At 70.8% G+C, this 16,074-nt stretch carries 18 protein-coding genes; 8 read left to right on the top strand and 10 right to left on the bottom strand.

From position 1 onward, the window contains the following. The first annotated feature begins 261 nt into the window (after nucleotides 1-261). Both FNH13_RS18185 and FNH13_RS18180 read left to right on the top strand, forming a co-directional pair. Nucleotides 262-2,091 (top strand): dynamin family protein, encoded by a 1,830-nt coding sequence (locus FNH13_RS18185; protein ID WP_143784730.1) that lies wholly within the window; start codon nucleotides 262-264, stop codon nucleotides 2,089-2,091. Between the two features lie 15 nt (nucleotides 2,092-2,106). Next, entirely contained in the window at nucleotides 2,107-3,585 is a 1,479-nt protein-coding gene (locus FNH13_RS18180; RefSeq protein ID WP_143784729.1) for a dynamin family protein, read from the top strand. Here FNH13_RS18180 and FNH13_RS18175 read toward each other — a convergent pair. The 10 genes from FNH13_RS18175 to FNH13_RS18130 form a co-directional block, all read right to left on the bottom strand. Further along, a complete protein-coding gene (locus FNH13_RS18175) occupies nucleotides 3,582-4,208 on the bottom strand; it encodes a helix-turn-helix transcriptional regulator (protein ID WP_143784728.1) in 627 nt (208 codons plus the stop codon). The two genes, FNH13_RS18180 and FNH13_RS18175, sit on opposite strands and share 4 nt — an antisense overlap. Before the next feature lie 232 nt (nucleotides 4,209-4,440). Continuing rightward, nucleotides 4,441-5,034 (bottom strand): isopentenyl-diphosphate Delta-isomerase, encoded by a 594-nt coding sequence (gene idi / locus FNH13_RS18170; protein ID WP_143784727.1) that lies wholly within the window; start codon nucleotides 5,032-5,034, stop codon nucleotides 4,441-4,443. After that, a complete protein-coding gene (locus FNH13_RS18165) occupies nucleotides 5,031-5,804 on the bottom strand; it encodes a glycosyltransferase family A protein (protein WP_228266489.1) in 774 nt (257 codons plus the stop codon). Before FNH13_RS18165 ends, idi begins: the two co-directional genes overlap by 4 nt. After that, nucleotides 5,797-6,366: a hypothetical protein gene (locus FNH13_RS18160; RefSeq protein ID WP_143784725.1), complete on the bottom strand. Its 570-nt coding sequence runs from the start codon at nucleotides 6,364-6,366 to the stop codon at nucleotides 5,797-5,799. Before FNH13_RS18160 ends, FNH13_RS18165 begins: the two co-directional genes overlap by 8 nt. After that, complete coding sequence (locus FNH13_RS18155; RefSeq protein ID WP_143785232.1) at nucleotides 6,356-7,222, bottom strand: prenyltransferase; 867 nt, start codon at nucleotides 7,220-7,222, stop codon at nucleotides 6,356-6,358. Before FNH13_RS18155 ends, FNH13_RS18160 begins: the two co-directional genes overlap by 11 nt. A gap of 65 nt (nucleotides 7,223-7,287) precedes the next feature. Beyond that, on the bottom strand, nucleotides 7,288-7,599 hold the full coding sequence (locus FNH13_RS18150) for a lycopene cyclase domain-containing protein (RefSeq protein WP_143784724.1): 312 nt from the start codon (nucleotides 7,597-7,599) through the stop codon (nucleotides 7,288-7,290). Next, the gene (locus FNH13_RS18145; protein ID WP_143784723.1) at nucleotides 7,596-7,934 is read right to left on the bottom strand and encodes a lycopene cyclase domain-containing protein; all 339 of its coding nucleotides are present in this window, start codon (nucleotides 7,932-7,934) and stop codon (nucleotides 7,596-7,598) included. Before FNH13_RS18145 ends, FNH13_RS18150 begins: the two co-directional genes overlap by 4 nt. Then, the gene (crtI, locus tag FNH13_RS18140; protein ID WP_143784722.1) at nucleotides 7,934-9,526 is read right to left on the bottom strand and encodes a phytoene desaturase family protein; all 1,593 of its coding nucleotides are present in this window, start codon (nucleotides 9,524-9,526) and stop codon (nucleotides 7,934-7,936) included. Before crtI ends, FNH13_RS18145 begins: the two co-directional genes overlap by 1 nt. After that, nucleotides 9,523-10,398, bottom strand: a complete 876-nt coding sequence (locus FNH13_RS18135) for a phytoene/squalene synthase family protein (RefSeq protein WP_143784721.1) — start codon at nucleotides 10,396-10,398, stop codon at nucleotides 9,523-9,525. The genes crtI and FNH13_RS18135 overlap by 4 nt, the downstream gene beginning before the upstream one ends. Continuing rightward, nucleotides 10,398-11,483: a polyprenyl synthetase family protein gene (locus FNH13_RS18130; protein WP_165700177.1), complete on the bottom strand. Its 1,086-nt coding sequence runs from the start codon at nucleotides 11,481-11,483 to the stop codon at nucleotides 10,398-10,400. Before FNH13_RS18130 ends, FNH13_RS18135 begins: the two co-directional genes overlap by 1 nt. Before the next feature lie 297 nt (nucleotides 11,484-11,780). On the opposite strand from FNH13_RS18130, the gene FNH13_RS18125 reads away from it, so the two are divergent. From FNH13_RS18125 to FNH13_RS18100, 6 genes are read left to right on the top strand one after another with little or no spacing between them, the layout of a single operon-like run. Next, the gene (locus tag FNH13_RS18125) at nucleotides 11,781-12,584 is read left to right on the top strand and encodes a DUF4397 domain-containing protein (RefSeq protein ID WP_143784719.1); all 804 of its coding nucleotides are present in this window, start codon (nucleotides 11,781-11,783) and stop codon (nucleotides 12,582-12,584) included. Nucleotides 12,585-12,587: 3 nt separating this feature from the next. Then, complete coding sequence (locus FNH13_RS18120; protein WP_143784718.1) at nucleotides 12,588-13,286, top strand: class F sortase; 699 nt, start codon at nucleotides 12,588-12,590, stop codon at nucleotides 13,284-13,286. 19 nt (nucleotides 13,287-13,305) lie between these two features. Beyond that, entirely contained in the window at nucleotides 13,306-13,851 is a 546-nt protein-coding gene (locus FNH13_RS18115; protein ID WP_143784717.1) for an RNA polymerase sigma factor, read from the top strand. Next, the gene (locus FNH13_RS18110) at nucleotides 13,848-14,510 is read left to right on the top strand and encodes an anti-sigma factor (RefSeq protein WP_143784716.1); all 663 of its coding nucleotides are present in this window, start codon (nucleotides 13,848-13,850) and stop codon (nucleotides 14,508-14,510) included. The genes FNH13_RS18115 and FNH13_RS18110 overlap by 4 nt, the downstream gene beginning before the upstream one ends. Further along, the gene (locus FNH13_RS18105; protein WP_143784715.1) at nucleotides 14,507-15,301 is read left to right on the top strand and encodes a tryptophan-rich sensory protein; all 795 of its coding nucleotides are present in this window, start codon (nucleotides 14,507-14,509) and stop codon (nucleotides 15,299-15,301) included. Before FNH13_RS18110 ends, FNH13_RS18105 begins: the two co-directional genes overlap by 4 nt. 49 nt (nucleotides 15,302-15,350) lie before the next feature. Next, nucleotides 15,351-16,073: a CPBP family intramembrane glutamic endopeptidase gene (locus FNH13_RS18100; protein WP_228266488.1), complete on the top strand. Its 723-nt coding sequence runs from the start codon at nucleotides 15,351-15,353 to the stop codon at nucleotides 16,071-16,073. The last annotated feature ends 1 nt before the right edge of the window (nucleotide 16,074 follow it).

The following is a 16,074-nucleotide window of genomic DNA, read 5'->3' as shown; positions in this document are numbered from 1 at the left end:
CGGTGCAACCACTTCCTGGAGTGGGAGGAGGCGGCGATGCAGGTGGCCTCCACCGAGCCGGAGCCAGGGCCCGGACCAGGGCCGGACACGGAGCCAGGGCCGGACACGGAGCCAGAGCCGGACACAGAGCCAGAGCCGGACACAGAGCCAGAGCCGGACACAGAGCCAGAGCCGGACACAGAGCCAGCAGTCGAGACAGCAGCCGGCACAGCGCCCATCAGTGAAGAGGAGACTTCTGACGCGCCACACCCGGAGCCGGGTGTGGCCACACCAGCCGCCGCCGAGACCTCGGACGGTGCGCTGGCCCCGGTGGCCCGAGTCCTGGACACCATCGACCGGGGAGCGCAGCTGGCTCACGAGCAGGGGCGCCCGGACCTGGTCGAGCACCTCGAGGCGGCCCGCACCCGTCTCCGGCAGGGCACCGCCACCGTGGCCGTCGTGGGCGAGTTCAAGCAGGGCAAGTCGACCTTGGTCAACGCCCTGCTGCAGACCGCTGTCTGTCCGGTGGACGCCGACATCGTCACGGCGGTGCCGACCGTCGTGAGCCACGGGGAGACGGTGGGCGTCACGGCATACCTCCAGCCGGTCGGGGACGGCCCGGTGCGTCCGGTCGCAGCGTCCCTCAGCGAGATGCGCGAGCTGGTCGCCGCGCACCCCGGCGAGGGCGGGCAGCGCTATGTCGAGGTGCACCTGCCGCACCGGATGCTGCGAGCGGGGCTGCGGCTCATCGACACCCCGGGGGTGGGCGGGCTGGACTCGGCCTACGGGCAGCTGGCACTGGGTGCGCTGCAGACGGCCGACGGTGCGCTCTTTGTCACGGATGCCTCCCAGGAGCTGACCCAGCCGGAGCTGGACTTCCTGCGCTCGGCGACAGAGCGATGCTCCGCCACCGCGCTGGTGGTCAGCAAGACCGACCTCTATCCAGAGTGGCGCAGGATCGTGGCTCTCAACACCGACCATCTGCGCTCCGCCGGGATCGACGTGCCCGTGCTGCCGGTGTCCTCGTTCCTGCGGCTGCGGGCCACGACCGACCCGGCCCTGAACGAGGAGGCAGGCTTCGCCCCGCTCGTGGCCCACCTCGCGGCAGTGGTGCAGGGGCAGGCAGGACGGGCGGCCGAGCAGGCCTCGGCCGAGGTGGACTTCGTGGCCGAGCACCTCGCCGCCGCAACGCGAGCCGAGAGGGCTGTGCTCGCTGAGCCGGTCCGCTCCGAGGAGGTCATCGAGGACCTGGGGCGGACCCGACAGCGAGCGGCCGGTCTTGCGGCGGCCTCGGCCAGCTGGAAGGTGGCGCTCGCGGACGGGGTGCAGGACCTCATCGCGGATGTGGACCACGACCTGCAGCAACGCCTGAGGGCGGTCCTGCACGAGGTGGAGGGCGTGATCGACAGCGGTGACCCCCTGGACACCTGGTCGGACACCGAGGTCTGGCTGCGCCGCCAGGTGGCGACGGCGGTGCTGGCCAACCGTGACCTGCTGCAGTCGCGGGCGACGGACCTCGCCGCGGACCTGGCGGCGGACTTTGAACTGACCGGTGGCGCGTTCGCGCTCCGGCTGCGGGGGCTGAGCGATGTGACCGAGACCGCCTCGTTGCCGGACGCGGCTGAGATCGCGCTGCGGCCCGGTCGGCTGCAGTCGGTCATGATGGTGACCCGCACCACGACCTTCGGCCCGATGCTGATCCTCGGCGTCGCAGGGCTGTTTGGCATCGCGATGCCAATCGTCGGGGTGGCAGCGGCCGCCGTCGGCGCCGGCCTGGGCAAGCGGGCACTGCGGGAGGAGACCGACCGGGTGAGATCCGGGCGGCGGGCACAGGCCAAGGCGGCGGCCCGCAAGTATGTCGAGGAGGTCTCTTTCGTGCTCAGCAAGGAGAGCCGGGACAGCCTGCGGGTGACCCAGCGGCAGCTGCGCGACGACTTCCAGGCCAGGGCCGAGGTGCTGGAGGCCTCGCTGGCAGCGGCACACCGGGCAGCCCAGCAGGCCAGCGTTCTGCCGCCGGAGCAGCGGGCGGCCAGGTCCCGTGAACTGACGACACACACGGACCGCCTGACGCAGCTGAGCACCCCTGCGGGTGCCGGCCGGGCTGCAGGCTGAGCGGGGACCGGGACCGTGTCGGAGAGTCTGGCGAGCCGGGTCGGGGCGGTCATCGACCGTGCGGCCGACCGGGCGCCGAGCCTCGAGGTGTCCCAGGAGTTGCAGGCACTGCGGGCGCGGCTCGACGGTCCGCTGCGACTGGCCATCGCCGGCCGGGTCAAAGCCGGCAAGTCCACCCTGCTCAACGCCCTGGTCGGAGAGAACCTGGCGCCCACCGATGCGGGCGAGTGCACCCGCGTCGTCACCTGGTATAGCTACGGCCCGGCACCACGGGTGGTCCTGCACCCGGTTGACGGGCCGCCCCGCGACCGGCCGTTCCGACGTGACGACGGGTCGCTGAGCATCGACCTCGGTGGGGTCGCCCCGGAGCAGATCGACCATCTGGACGTGCGCTGGCCCACCCGGCGGTTGCAGGGGCTGACACTCGTTGACACCCCCGGCATCGCGTCCATCTCCACGGAGGTCTCCGCCCGCACCCATCGTGCCCTCACCGGTGAGGTCGGCCAGGTCGCGGTCGCCGACGCGGTCCTCTATCTGCTGCGGCACGCCCACGCCAGCGACATGAACTTCATGGAGGCCTTCCGTGACCGGCAGGTCACCGAGGGCACGCCGGTGAACACCGTCGGGGCACTGTCCCGGGCCGACGAGATCGGCTCCTGTCGGCTGGACTCGATGCAGGTGGCCGCGCGGGTGGCGCAGCGCTATGCCGAGGATCCGCGGGTGCGTCGGCTCTGCCCCACCGTGGTCCCGGTGAACGGGTTGCTCGGGCACGCTGCCGCCACCTTGCGGGAGTCGGAGTTTGCCAGCCTGGCGGCGATCGCTCGCCTCCCGCAGACGGAGGTGGCGGCCCTGTTGCTCACGGCAGACCGGTTCGGTCGCAGCGAGGCGCCGCACGACCCAGGCCCCGTGCCACGGCAGCACCTGCTCGGACGGTTCGGCCTGTTTGGGGTGCGGGTCGGAGTCCAGCTGATCGCGAGTGGCCGGGTGCGCAATGCCTCCGAACTGGCCGATGGCCTGCTGCAACGGTCCGGGCTGCAGGAGCTGCGTGCCCTGTTGGCGGTGCAGTTCACGGAGCGCAGCCGGTTGCTCAGGGCGCAGTCCGTGCTCGCCGGGCTCCGCTCGGTGCTGCAGCGAGGGGACTGGCCCGAGGCTGCGGACCTGCTCGGCGGAGTCGAGCGCCTGGTGTCCAGCTCGCACGAGCTGGAGGAGCTGCACCTGCTCGGGGAGCTGCGCACCGGGGCGCTGAGTCTGCCCACGGACCGAGCCGAGTCCCTGGAGCGGCTCTTCGGCGGCGCCGGCACCGGTGCGGCGACACGCCTGGGGGTGCCGGACGGGCCGCCCGAAGCGTTGCGACAGGAGGCGGTGGCCCAGCTTGACTCCTGGCACCGCGTGGCGCGGCACCCCCTCACGAGTCGGCAGCTTCATGTCCTGTGCCAGAGCGCCGTGCGCAGTCTCGAGGCGCTGCTGGACGGCGACCTGGCCACGAGGTCCTAGATCAGACCCTCGCGCAGCGCATACGCCACCGCGTGTGAGCGGTTGCGCAGCTGCAGCCGCGTGGTCAGGTCGTGGAGGACGTTCTTGACGGTGCGCTCGCTGTAGCACAGCTCCTGGGCAATCTCGGAGGTGTCGTGGCCATCGGCCACCAGCCGCAGAACCTGGACCTCACGAGGAGTCAGACCGGTGAAGGTCAGCCCGCGCGGGGTGAGCACCTGGCGCTGCAGCCGACCCAGCTGGGTCATCAGCCGCCCCAGCATGTCGCCGGGCACCTCGCCCTCGCCGGAGTTCACCCGGGTGATGACCCGGACCAGGTTCTCGGGAGTCGCATCGAGGCGCCGGATCAGGCCAGCCACCCCGGACTCGGCGGCCGTGACGAGACCGGCGTCGTCGATCGCGGTGGCGACGACGATCAGATGGGGCAGGTCGCCGCGGCGCAGCCCGTGCAGGATGCGGGTGGCGGACTCGTCGATAGTCTCGGTGACGACGATCGCGACCGTCGCCTGGTCGAGACGCGCCTCCTCGACAATCCGGACCTCGGGTCGTCCTCGCAGTTGGCTGACGACGCCAGCCTGGGAGATCGGGTCCGCGCCATGGATGTAGGTGGTGATTGGTGCACTCACGACAACCCCTCGTGTTTACCTCGATGACTGAGAGACCATCGTGGCGGGCACCGCTCAACAACCGCTCAACAACGAGTCCGGGAGCCTCTGCCCAGCATAGGCAGGACCGTGGTGCAGGCCGATGGCCGACAGCGCTGCCGTGGGGGCAGGCATGACTGCACCACCGGGCAGGACGGTGCAGCGCGTCGGGAGGGACGACGGCCCAGGGGGGCATGTGGGCTGCGCGGTCTGGCTATCCCGCGCGCAGCCCCTCCGGTCCCAGCTGCTCCAGCTGCTTCAGAAGCCACGGGCTGAGGGCCCAGGGGGCGGCAGTCGCGGCCGCGCGCAGATCCCGCGCGGACACCCAGTGCAGCTCCATCACTTCCTCGGGATTGGGACTCGGCTGCTCGGCGGTCCGGGCCGTGAGGACGGGGCACACCTCGTTCTCGACCGTCCCGGAGGGGTCCACCGCGCGATAGCGAAAGGAGGGCAGCAGCGGACGCAGGTCCGTGACCTGCAGACCCAGCTCGTGCCGGGCGTGCCGCCGCACCGCGTCAGCGAGATCTTCCCCGGGGCGGGGGTGACCACAGAAGGAGTTGGTCCACACCCCTGGCCAGGCGCGCTTTGTCAGTGCCCGCCGGGTGATCAGGAGCCGATCCTGCTCGTCGAAGAGATAGCAGGAAAAGGCGAGGTGCAGGGGCGTGTCCGCGTGGTGGACCTCCGCGCGGGGAGCGGTCCCGGTGGGCGTGCCGTCCTCCTCGAGCAGGATCACCTCGTCGGGCGGGGCCGCTCCGTGCGGCCCGGTGGCCTCGTGGGCTGTCTCGTCGGTCTCGGTCTCGGATGTCATCGGTGGTCCACCTCTCCTGTGTGTTGTCCGTGCTCGGTCCTCGGTGTCAGGCGCAGCGTCACGGCCCACCGCTCCCACGGTGGGGCCTCGTGCCAGTTGAGTCGCAGCGTGCGGAAGGCGCGATCGAGACGCCGACGGAGCTGTGGCAGGCCGTGCAGCGAGCGCACGGAGGCACCGACGGTGAGGGTCGTGACCAGGCTCACGCGCGCTCTGGGGCCGAGCACGAGCGCCAGGTCCATGTCGTCGTGGATCTCACGCTCGCCCCGGTGGACCCGTTCGGAGACCACGGCCCAGGCCTCCCGGCGCACCGCCATCGACGATCCCCACAGCACGTGATGTCCGGCAGCCGCCGCGCCGAGCAGGTAGTAGGTGCCCAGATAGACGATCGGGAGCAGGCGCCGCAGACCGAACGGAGCATCGTGGAAGACCCCGAAACCGCTCACAGCCACGGCGTGTGGGCGGTGGTCCAGAGCCTTTCGCACCTGCTCGACCCAGTCGTCTGCGGGCACCGAGTCGGCGTCGAGTCGGGCGATGACGGAGCCGAGGGCCGCGTCATAACCCGTGGCGGCGGCGGCCGGTATGCCGATGGAAGGCTCGGTGATCACGCGTGCGCCGTGCGCGCGGGCCACGTCTGCGGAGTCATCCGTGGAGGCGTTGTCGACGATGATCACCTCCAGCGGCGACACCGTCTGGCGGGCGAGCGCTCCCAGGCACTGCCGCAGGTGCTCCCCGTCGTTGCGGACCGGAATGACCACGCTGACCTCAGCCACGGAGCCCGCCCTCCCTGGCCAGACCCATCGCGAGGAGCGCACCACCGGCAACAGAGCCGAGCGTCCCGGCGGCGAGGTCCCCGATCGTGTCGTCATAGCCGACGCCGATGGCGTCGGTGATGACAGTGTGGCCAAACCACTCTCCTGTCTCCCACAGCACCGCGAGCAGCGCCCCGAGGGCAGCGGTGACCACGACGACGCCAACCGCCGGCAGCCCGGGGGACACCAGCCTGGTGCGCCACAGCACGACCATGAGGACCACGGCGAGCAGCCCGTTGGCGGCCACGTGTGCCACTATGTCGAGCCCCGGGACGGTGACGAACCAGTCGAGTGTCGCGGCCCATGCCGAGAGGATCAGCGTCGCGCCGGTCGCGGCCTGCAGCGCCCCCGGGAGCTGCGTCAGGCGCGCCACGGTCAGCCCCAGGAGCACGAGGGCGAAGAGCGCCACCACAACCCCGTCCCACCAGAACGCGGTCGCGAACGAGGCAACACCGGCGAGCGCGACCACGTCGGTCGCGAATCGGGCCCAGCCGGGGCCGGGGACGCGGAGCTCAGGAGGCAAGAGACATCCAGATGAAGAGTTGGGTGATCAGGAACCCGGTGAGCAGGTTGAGCCAGATGAACCGGCGCCAGCCTGCGTTGGCCCCTTGGCACTGCGCGTCGGTCAGGCTCAGGTAGGGGGCGATGCTGGCGGCATACGGCAGGGCGAGGAGGCCCGCGAGGGCGGCTGGCCACCCGGTCGGGAGGAGCAGCAGACCCGCGAGCAGGTAGGCCGCGAAGGCTGCGCGCACAGTGCGGGCGGCGCCGAGCCAGGTGGCGATGGAGGCGATGCTCGCTGCCCGGTCGGCCTGGATGTCCTGGACTGCGCCGAAGGCCTGGGACGCCATGCCCCAGACAAAGAACGCGGCCAGTGCGGCGATAACCGGTGCGGTGAAGGGAGCGTCGGCGAGCGTCAGACCGAGGACGGCGGGGCTGACGAAGTGGGTGCTGGAGGTGACCGAGTCCAGGACCGGCCGCTCCTTGAAGCGCAGGAAAGGTGCGGAGTAGGCGATCACCGCGAAGATGCTGACCGCCAGCACCAGGGTCGAGGTGAGGTCGCCGATGGTGGCAAGTAGGACGACGAATGGCAGGTTGGTCAGGACGGCCGCCCAGAGGGTCAGCCGGTGCCAGCGGCGGGAGAGGACGACGCCCTCGATCCCGCCCTTGCGGGGGTTGCGGAGGTCGGATTCGTAGTCGAAGACGTCGTTGACGCCATACATGAGCAGGTTGTAGGGGATGAGGAACCAGAGAGTCCCCAGCACCAGTGCCGTGCTGAGTCCGCCCCCGGCCAGCAGGTAGGCGGCCGCGAACGGGTAGGCGGTGTTGACCCAGCTCACCGGCCGGGAGGACCCGACCAGCTCTCGCACGGCGGCGCCCAGGCCGGACGGTGCCGTCTGGTCAGACCCGTCCGGTCCGGTCGCAGGGGCATGCTGGTCGGTGGTCCTCACGGTGTCGGCTCCCGTCGAGGGAGCAGCTCCCGCAGGGACGGGAGCAGCAGACCGGCCGCCAGGGGCCAGGCAAGGTCCTCGACCGGGGCGTGCCAGAGGCGCACTCCCAGCAGGGAGCCCTCGTCGAAGCGGAAGAGGTCAGCCAGGATCATCACGCTGTCAAAGATGATCGTCAACACGAGCAGGGCGGCGATCGTGCTTCCCGTCCTGAGCCACCACTGCGAGCCCAGACCGCGCTGGACCGTGGCGATGGCAGCCACCACCGCGGAGATGCCGACGAAGATGGCGGCCAGGGTCGCGTAGGTCATCGGCTCGACCTCCTGATGTTGCCGACCCGGGCAGCTGCCAGGCCCATCAACCCGTGCAGCACGAGCGTGACATAGCAGAGGAAGGTGATGAAGGCCAGCTCCTCCACCGGCAGCTCGGGTGCGAGCATGAGTCCGCTCATCGCCTCGCTATCACCCCGGTGATAGAAGCCGAGCGCGATCGCAATGATGTCCCAGAGCAGGAAGAAGAGGATCCCGGTCACGAGCACGACCAGCGACCGCCTACGGTCCCGCCACAGGACCAGACCCCAGCGCGCGTCCAGCAGCGCCATGCACCCTCCCGCCACCAGGAGCACCGCTGCGTAGGCCAGCCCCATCAGTGCCTCATCGCCGGAGAGGTCGGCACCGGTGACGGACCCGTGGAGGTGTCGCCGCGCAGGTGCTTCAGGACGAGTTCGGCGCTGATCAGGCACATCGGCAGACCGATGCCGGGAATCGTGCTCGCGCCGGCGTAGTAGAGGCCAGCCACCTGACGGGACTGGTTGCGGGAGCGGAACATCGCGCTCTGGCGCAGCGTGTGGCTGGGCCCGAGCATGCCGCCGCGCCAGGCGGACAGGTCCCCGGCGAAATCGCCGGGGCCAATGGTCTCCCGGACAACGATTCGCTCGGCCAGGTCCGACACACCTGCCCAGTCCGCCACCTGCGCGATCGCTGCGTCGGCGATGCTCTCGACAGCGGCACCTCCTCCACCGTCGGGGCCACCGCGCCCCAGGGTCGGGTCGGCCGGGACGGGGACCAGGACGAAGAGGTTCTCGTGCTCGGCCGGGGCGACCGTGGGATCCGTGGCCGAGGGCTTGCACACGTAGACCGAGGCGGGGGAGGGCACTCGACCGTCGAAGACCGCGTCGAAGTTGGCCCGCCAGTCATGGGTGAAGAAGAGCGAGTGGTGCGGCAGTTGAGGGAGCGCGCCCCGGACGCCGAGCAGCACCAGCACGGCGCCGGGGCCGGACTCTTGGCGATCCCAGTAGCTCTGCGGGTAGGTGCGCAGCGGCTCGGGCAGCAGCTGGGTCTCGAGGTGGTGCAGGTCGTTTGCCCCGACGACCGCGTCCGCGGCGTGGGTGTGCTCCGTGCCCTCGGCATCCCGCCAACGCACCCCGGTCACGGCGGCCCGTCTGCGCCGTTGCGTGGTCTCGCCGGTGATGACCGCCGTGACCGTGGCGCCGGTGTGCAGCCGGGCACCGCGTGCCCGGGCCAATTGGACGATCCGGTCGATCAGCTGGCTGAAGCCACCCTGCGGGTAGAGCACCCCACCGGTCAGGTCCAGCGCGCTCATCAGGTGATAGAGGCTCGGTGCCCGGTCGGGGGAGGAGCCGAGGAAAACGGCTGGGTATCCCAGCACCTGCCGCAGGCGCACGTCGCGGAACTGCTTGGCGACGAACTCCTCCAACGAGCGGGTGAGCTGCGGCAGCAGGCGAGGGAGCCGGCGGGTCACGTCCGGGCTCACCAGTGCCAGGTGCTGGGTGAAGTTGGTGTAGAGGAAGTGCCGCAGCGCCACGTCGTAGGCCTCCCTAGCCGAGGCGAGGTAGCCCTCGAGTGCCTGCCCTGCGCCGGGCTCGATCGACTCGAAGGTGGCGAGGTTGGCGTCGGTGTCGGCGTGGACGTCCAGGGGAGGGGGCGGTCCCTCGCCGGGTGGCCCCTCGTAGAACACGCGGTAGGCAGGGTCAAGGACCTGCAGGTCCAGCTGCTCGTCGGAGGAGGTGCCCAGCAGAGCGAAGAAGTGGTCGAAGACCTCGGGCATCAGATACCACGACGGGCCGGTGTCGAAACGAAAACCCGCGACGGCCCGCGACCCAGCACGTCCTCCGAGGGTCTCCTGTTGCTCAAACAGGTCGACCTCGTGCCCGTCGGCTGCGAGCAGCGCCGCGCAGGCGATTCCGGCGATGCCACCGCCGACGATCGCGACCCTCACCGTGCCACCAACGCGCTGCGCGCCAGGATCTGGGCTTTGACCAGATCGGGCACCCGCACCCGCTTTCGAGCGATCTGGGCGGCCGGGGTGACCCGCAACCGGGCAGACAGCTCGGCGAAGAGTGCGTGCGCAGCGTGGACGGCCCGGCGGCTGCTGACGGGCAGCTGCGAGACCGCCGTGGCGGCGACCTTCAGGTCGGCGTCGATGTCGTCGAGCAGCAGGTCCCGCTCGCGGTCGGTGAAGGTCGTCAGGTTGACCCCCGGGAAGTAGGTGCGTCCCAGCAGGGCCTGGTCGGCGTGCAGGTCGCGCAGGAAGTTGATCTTCTGGAAACTGGCACCCAGTCTGCGCGCGCCGGGACTCAGCTCCGCAAAGCGCACCGCGTCCCCGTCTACAAACACCCGCAGGCACATCAGCCCGACGACTTCTGCCGAACCATAGACGTAGGTGTCCAGGCTCTGAGCGTCGTGGAACCGCACGGACAGGTCGGCTCGCATGGAGTCGAAGAACGGGTCGATGAGGTCACGTCCGACACCGTGCTCGACGGCCGTGAGGGCGAACGCGTGCACGACCAGGTTTGCGCTGCCTCCGTGCTCAAGGGCGCGCAGCGTCTCGGCGTGCAGACCGTCGACCAGCTCGGCGCGGCGGTCCCGGTCCCACGGGTGCGTGTCATCGTCGACGAGCTCGTCAGCGACGCGCACGAGGGCGTAGATAGAACGCACGTGGGTGCGCACCGGCTCGTGCAGCAGGCGGGTGGCCCAGCCGAACGAAGTGGAGTAGTGCTTGATCAGGACCGCGGCGCTCTGGAGGGCGGCGGCGTCGTAGGAGGTGCCCGTCGCGATCGCTGCGGTGCGCCACCGGGTGCTGAGCGGCATCAGGCTGCTCCCTGGAGCGAGGTGAGGGACGGAGCCGTTGCCCCGTCCGCGGTGACGGGGACCGGCTGGCCCCTGTCGTCCGGGACGAGGCTCTCGATCATGTCCCGGAGCGTGGCGCGGGCCTCGGCGGGAAGCATTGCGGCTCCCGCAAGGGCCGTCTCACGCAGATCGTGCACGAGGGTCTCCACCGCCCGGCGCGCGCCACAGGCGGCCAGGAGTTCGCGGGCGCGGCGGGCGTTGTCGGACGTGATCGATGGATCGCCGACGTGCCGGGCCAACTCTTCCCACTCCGGAGTGGCGCGGGCGAACGTGACCAGGGCGGTGCACTTGCCTTCGCGCAGATCGCTGAGCGGGTCCTTGCCGGTCTGCTCCTGCTGGCCGAAGACGCCGTCCAGATCGTCGAGGAGCTGGAAGGCCGTGCCTAGACACCGTCCCACGGCCGCCAGCGCGGAGCAGACCTCGGTCGAGGAGTCCGCCAGGATCGCGGCGGCCCGCAACGGGAGCTCGAAGGAGTAGGCCGCGGTCTTCCACTCGGCGATGTCGAGGGTCTCCTGCAGCGAGGCGTCCGCAGTCATGCTGACCCGGACGTCAGCGAGCTCGCCTGCGGCGCTGCGGTGCAGGACCTCCTCGAGCAGGTCGAGGAGACGAACCACCACGTGCGCTGGCGCGCCGCAGAGGGCGATCGTGCGGACCGCGCCGGCGAGTGCGAGGTCGCCCGCGAGGATCCCCGCGGCCTCGCCGTAGTGCCGTGCCCGGTCGGTCGCTGCGCCGAGAGCTCGCGCTCTGGCGTCGAAGGTGCCACCCAGGTTGGGGCGGCCACGCCGGACCTGGTCTCCGTCGATGACGTCGTCGTGGATGACGAAGGCCGTGTGCAGCAGTTCGATGGACTCGCCAACGGCCCCGGCCACCTGGTGGTCCTGTCCCCCGAGAGCGGTGTAGAGCCGGGTGAGGAGCGCGGGACGGAAGCGCTTGCCTCCCTCGGTCTGTCCCTGCAGCGTCTGCCAGAGGATCCGGTCGTGCTCGTCAACGACCTGGGAGTGTCCGGTGGCGAAGAACCTGCCGGTGGCGGTGGCGGCTGTGGTCATCTCTGGATCGTCTCCTGCGTCGGGGACCGTGCGGAGCTGTTCCGTCGGAGGTGTGTCGCCCCAGGATGCACCAGAGACAAACATTTGACAAACCTTGTACGTAGAACGTGGCGATCTATGCGTCACGTGTCCATCGCGCGGCAGGGGGAAGCGCTACTCACCGAGTGCCAGGGAACCTAGCAACCTGTGACAAACTTATCTCAAAGATTAGACAAACCCTGAATCCAACGTCACCTCCCGACTCGTAGTGATGGGTGAGGGCGGAACGGATCCGCCCCTGACAAAGGAGTGCCTCCCATGCGTAAGACCACGACCGCCGTCCTGATGGGTGGAGTCGCCGCTGCGGCCCTAGCAGCGCCGGCCGCGGCTGACGAGCACGAGTCCGCCGTCTCCGTCCTGCACGGGGTTCCCGGCCTGACCGTCGACGTCTACGTCAACGGTCAGGAGGCGATCCCGGACTTCGAGCCTGGCACGCTGACCGACCCGATGATGCTGGCCGCAGGCAGCTACGACATCGAGATCTACGCCGATGGTGACGACCCGTCGACCGCGGAGCCTGCGCTGTCGGCCATGGGTCTGGAGGTGCCCGGTGGCGCCAACCTGACCCTCGCGGCTCACCTGGGCGAGGACGGGACGCCGATGCTGGGCGCGTTTGTCAACGACGTGTCCCCGACCCAGGCTGGCGAGGCTCGGCTGACCGTGCGCCACGTCGCAGCAGCTCCCGGCGTGGATGTCCGCGCCGGTGGCAGCCCCGTGATCCAGGGCCTGACCAACCCGGATGAGCAGGTGCTGGACCTGCCCGCCGGCACCGTGTCTGCCGATGTCGTGCTGGCCGGCACCGAGGACGTCGTCCTGGGCCCGGCCGACGTCGACCTTGCCGAGGGCACGAACACGATCGTGTATGCCTGGGGCTCCGCGGAGGAGGGGACACTCGACCTGGCGATCCAGACCATCGAGGGTCTGCACACCCCGCCGGAGGGCGTGCCGTCCGGTGAGGGTGGACCTGCTGACAGCAGTGCGCTGCTGGTGCTGGCGCTGGCCGGCATCGCCGGCGCAGCCGTCGCTGGCCGTCAGATCGTCCGCGCCACCGCCCGGGACTGACCCGTGGCTCGTCGCACCGCCACCCAGCCCGGTCGTCCCCGGCCCGTCACGCTCGTCGTGACGCTGGCCTGTCTCGTCCTGGCCGGGTGGGCGGTGCGCGGCCTGCTGCAGAGTCCCGTTCCGGCCGTCGACGAGTTTGGGTCCTCCTCGATCTCGATCGACCTCCCCTCACCCTCGCAGTCGTCGGGGATCGTGCTGGCGGAGAGCGTGCCCAGACCCAGGCGCGCCTCGGCCGCCCTGGAGCCCGTGGAGGCGGGGCGTGAGCCGGTCCGGCTGACCGTCCCCGCGGTGGGTCTCGAGGTCGACCTGGACGCCGTGGGTGTCTCCGCAGACGGACAGATGGAGATCCCCGACGACGGAGACCGGGCCGGGTGGTATCGCCACGGTCCGGCTCCCGACGACGACGGCGGCTCAGTCGTCGTGGCGGCCCACATCGACACCAAGGAGGGTCCAGGTGCCTTCCGGGCGCTGACAGGGGTCTCGGAGGGCGACCAGGTGCTGGTCGAGCTCGCCGACGGGCGCAGCATGGCATACCGCATCGTGGGCGGCGAGCAGGTGGCCAAGCGCGACCTACCGGTGGACGCGCTCTTCCGTCGAGACGGTGACCCGGTCCTGCGCCTGGTCACCTGCTCGGGTGACTGGTCCCCAGCCGCGGGCAGCTACACCGCCAACCTCGTCATTAGCGCGGTGCCGGTCCCATGAACGGAGACCTGTGACGGTGATGAGGACCAGCTCTGCCCCGGCCGCGGACGCAGCCATCGGCCTGGCCTGGGCCAACGATGAGAGCGACGCGCTCGACCACGCCTACGAGCGCTGGGGTCCGCTCGTGCACGGTCTGGCGCGCAGGGCGGTCGGACTGGTCGAGGCGGAGGACGTGACGCAGCAGGTCTTCCTCTCGGCCTGGCGTGCCCGGGACACCTACCGCCCGGACGACGGGCCGCTCGGGGCCTGGCTGGTCGGGATCACCCGGCGGGCGGTCGCCGACAGCCTGCGGGTGCGGCAGCGCAGCGTCCAGGTGCCGGCCACGGACGTCCAGGAGGTGCCGGAGGACACCTGGGAGGACCTCGACCGCGATGACCTGCTGACCGTCTATGAGGAGCTGGAGCGGATCGGTGACCCGCCCCGACAGATCCTCCTGCTGGCATACGTGCACGACAAGACCCAGCGGGAGATCGCCGAGCTGCTCGACCTGCCGCTCGGCACCGTCAAGACCCACACGACCCGGACCCTGGCCCGGCTCCGACTACTCCTGGGAGGTGCCCGATGAACCACGATGACCACCTCACGACTCCCCCGCCGGGCGACACCGACGAGCGGGTAACGGAGGTGCTGGGGCGCGGCGGTGTGGTCGAGCACGCTCCGCCACCGCACGTGTGGGAGGCGATCGTCCGCTCGCTGTCAGGCGCGCGGTCTCTGGGGGTCGTCCGCAACGACAGGGCTGACAGGGGCGATCAGGATCAGGGTGACCTGCGCCCGCTCCGGACCGGCGCTGGACGACGCACGAGGTGGGCGGCGATCCCGATACTGGCAGCGGCAGCTGTCGGTGCGGTGCTCACCTGGGCCGGGATGGGGCTGGTCGACAGGGAGGCCCCTGGCGAACTGCTCGTGGGGGGCGAGCTGGCCGCCCTGAGCGAGGGCGGCACCGACGGCCGTGCCGAGATTGTCGAGGTTGCGGGCCAGCAGCACCTGCGGATCGCGCTCGCAGATCGTCCTGATGCCGGGGACGGCTACCTCGAGGTCTGGCTGCTCCGCCCCGACGTCTCGGGCATGGTCACCCTGGGTGTGCTCCAGGGAGGCAGCGGGGAGTTCCTGCTGCCCGCTGGCCTCGACGTCGGCGAGTATGCCGTGGTAGACATCTCGCGGGAGCACCTGGACGGTGACCCGGGGCACGGCGGGGACAGCCTCGTCAGAGGGGAGATCGGATGAGCACCCTGCGCCGCGACCAGGTCGTCGTCACCCTCGCTGCCGTCGTCTGGATCGTGGGGACGCTCGTTGGCACCGGCCTCGTCGGTGGTGACGGGGGAGTCGCGCAGCAGGGCGACGGACTCTTCTCCGATGCCGCCACGCTGATCGCGCCGGCCGGTCCAGCCTTTTCGATCTGGTCGGTGATCTATCTCTTCCTGGCTGGTTATGTCCTGTGGCAGTGGCTCCCCGGCACTGATGACTCGGTCTGGGCCCGACGAACCCGGCTGCCGGCCGCGACCTCCCTCGCGCTGAACGGGGTGTGGCTCCTGGTGGTCTTTGCCGGCTGGGTCCTGGTCTCGGTGCTCGTGATCGCCGGCATCGCGGCCTCCCTGGGCATCATCCTGCGCCGCACCGCTGACCTGCCGGACGAGGGGTGGTGGCCACGGGTCGTCGTCTCGGTGACCTTCGGTCTCTATCTGGGGTGGATCTGTGTCGCCACGTGCGCCAACGTGGCCCTCTGGCTGGTCGACGTCGGGGTGCCCGTGGAGGGCACGCTCTCGACGGTCGCCACGGTCGGTGTGCTCCTCGTGGTCATCGGCCTGGTCACCCACCTGTTGAGCCGCACCACGGACCGCGTCGTGCAGGCGGCCCTGGCTGCGGCGGTCGTCTGGGGCCTCGGCTGGGTCGCCGCCGGCCGCCTCGGCGGTGACCCGATCAACCAGGTCGTCGGCTATGCCGCCGTCGCAACGGCCCTGCTCGTCGTGGGCGCCTGGGGCATGCTGGCCGTCCGCAGGCCGGTGTCCCACGCGTGAGGCCGCTCCTCCCGAGGCGCCGGGGACGACTGCGGTCGCGGTGGGTGGGGTGAGTCTGGTGGGCGAGCTGCGCACCTTCCTGCGTGCCGCCCTCGTGACGCCAGTCCCGCGCTCACGACGGGACTCGACGCCGGTCCTGCGGCGCCGTCGGATGGTCTCGGCCGTGACGCTCCTCGTCGGGACAGCTGTGCTCTGGTGGTCGCTGCAACTGCGCCCCGGCGATCCGCTGTTCTATGCCGGCACCGCGGCCCTCGCAGCAACCTGGCTCGTGGGCGCGTTCCTCGCCGGCCCCCTCCACCTGGGCAGGGCACACACCCGGTCGGGCTCGGCATACGCCCGCCCGGTCGTCCAGTCGCTCGTGCTCGGGGCCCTGCTGCTCGGGGTCTTCCTCACCGGGGCGCTCCTCGTGGCGCAGGTGCCCGTGCTGCGCGGGCCGGTCGACGACCTGCTCGACCATGCCCGCTACGGGTCGCTCCTGCTCGTCCTGGTGATCACCATGGTCAACGGGGTCGCCGAGGAGGTCTTTTTCCGCGGGGCTCTCTATGGGGCCATCCCGCAACGGTTGACGGTTGCGGCCACCACCGCCATCTACGCCCTGACGACCGTCGTGGTCGGCGTGCCGCTCCTCGTCCTGGCCGCCGCGTGCGTCGGTCTGGTCTGTGGGCTGCAGCGTCGAGTGACCGGCGGCGTTCTGGGCCCGATCATCACGCACCTCACCTGGTCCACCGGCATGCTCCTGCTGCTGCCGCCCCTCCTCTCCTCCCTAGGGTGAC

Origin of the sequence: Ornithinimicrobium ciconiae (genome assembly GCF_007197575.1) — a bacterium.
GTDB lineage: Bacteria > Actinomycetota > Actinomycetes > Actinomycetales > Dermatophilaceae > Ornithinicoccus > Ornithinicoccus ciconiae.
This window is presented reverse-complemented; position numbering and strand designations above follow the sequence as displayed.

Coding starts and splice junctions, on each gene's coding strand:
- FNH13_RS18130 (WP_165700177.1), bottom strand. CDS start 11,483: ATGACCACAGCCGCCACCGCCACCGGCAGGTTCTTCGCCACCGGACAC.
- FNH13_RS18105 (WP_143784715.1), top strand. CDS start 14,507: ATGAGCACCCTGCGCCGCGACCAGGTCGTCGTCACCCTCGCTGCCGTC.
- FNH13_RS18110 (WP_143784716.1), top strand. CDS start 13,848: ATGAACCACGATGACCACCTCACGACTCCCCCGCCGGGCGACACCGAC.
- FNH13_RS18135 (WP_143784721.1), bottom strand. CDS start 10,398: ATGCCGCTCAGCACCCGGTGGCGCACCGCAGCGATCGCGACGGGCACC.
- idi (WP_143784727.1), bottom strand. CDS start 5,034: ATGACATCCGAGACCGAGACCGACGAGACAGCCCACGAGGCCACCGGG.
- FNH13_RS18150 (WP_143784724.1), bottom strand. CDS start 7,599: ATGACCTACGCGACCCTGGCCGCCATCTTCGTCGGCATCTCCGCGGTG.
- FNH13_RS18125 (WP_143784719.1), top strand. CDS start 11,781: ATGCGTAAGACCACGACCGCCGTCCTGATGGGTGGAGTCGCCGCTGCG.
- FNH13_RS18145 (WP_143784723.1), bottom strand. CDS start 7,934: ATGGGGCTGGCCTACGCAGCGGTGCTCCTGGTGGCGGGAGGGTGCATG.
- FNH13_RS18115 (WP_143784717.1), top strand. CDS start 13,306: ATGAGGACCAGCTCTGCCCCGGCCGCGGACGCAGCCATCGGCCTGGCC.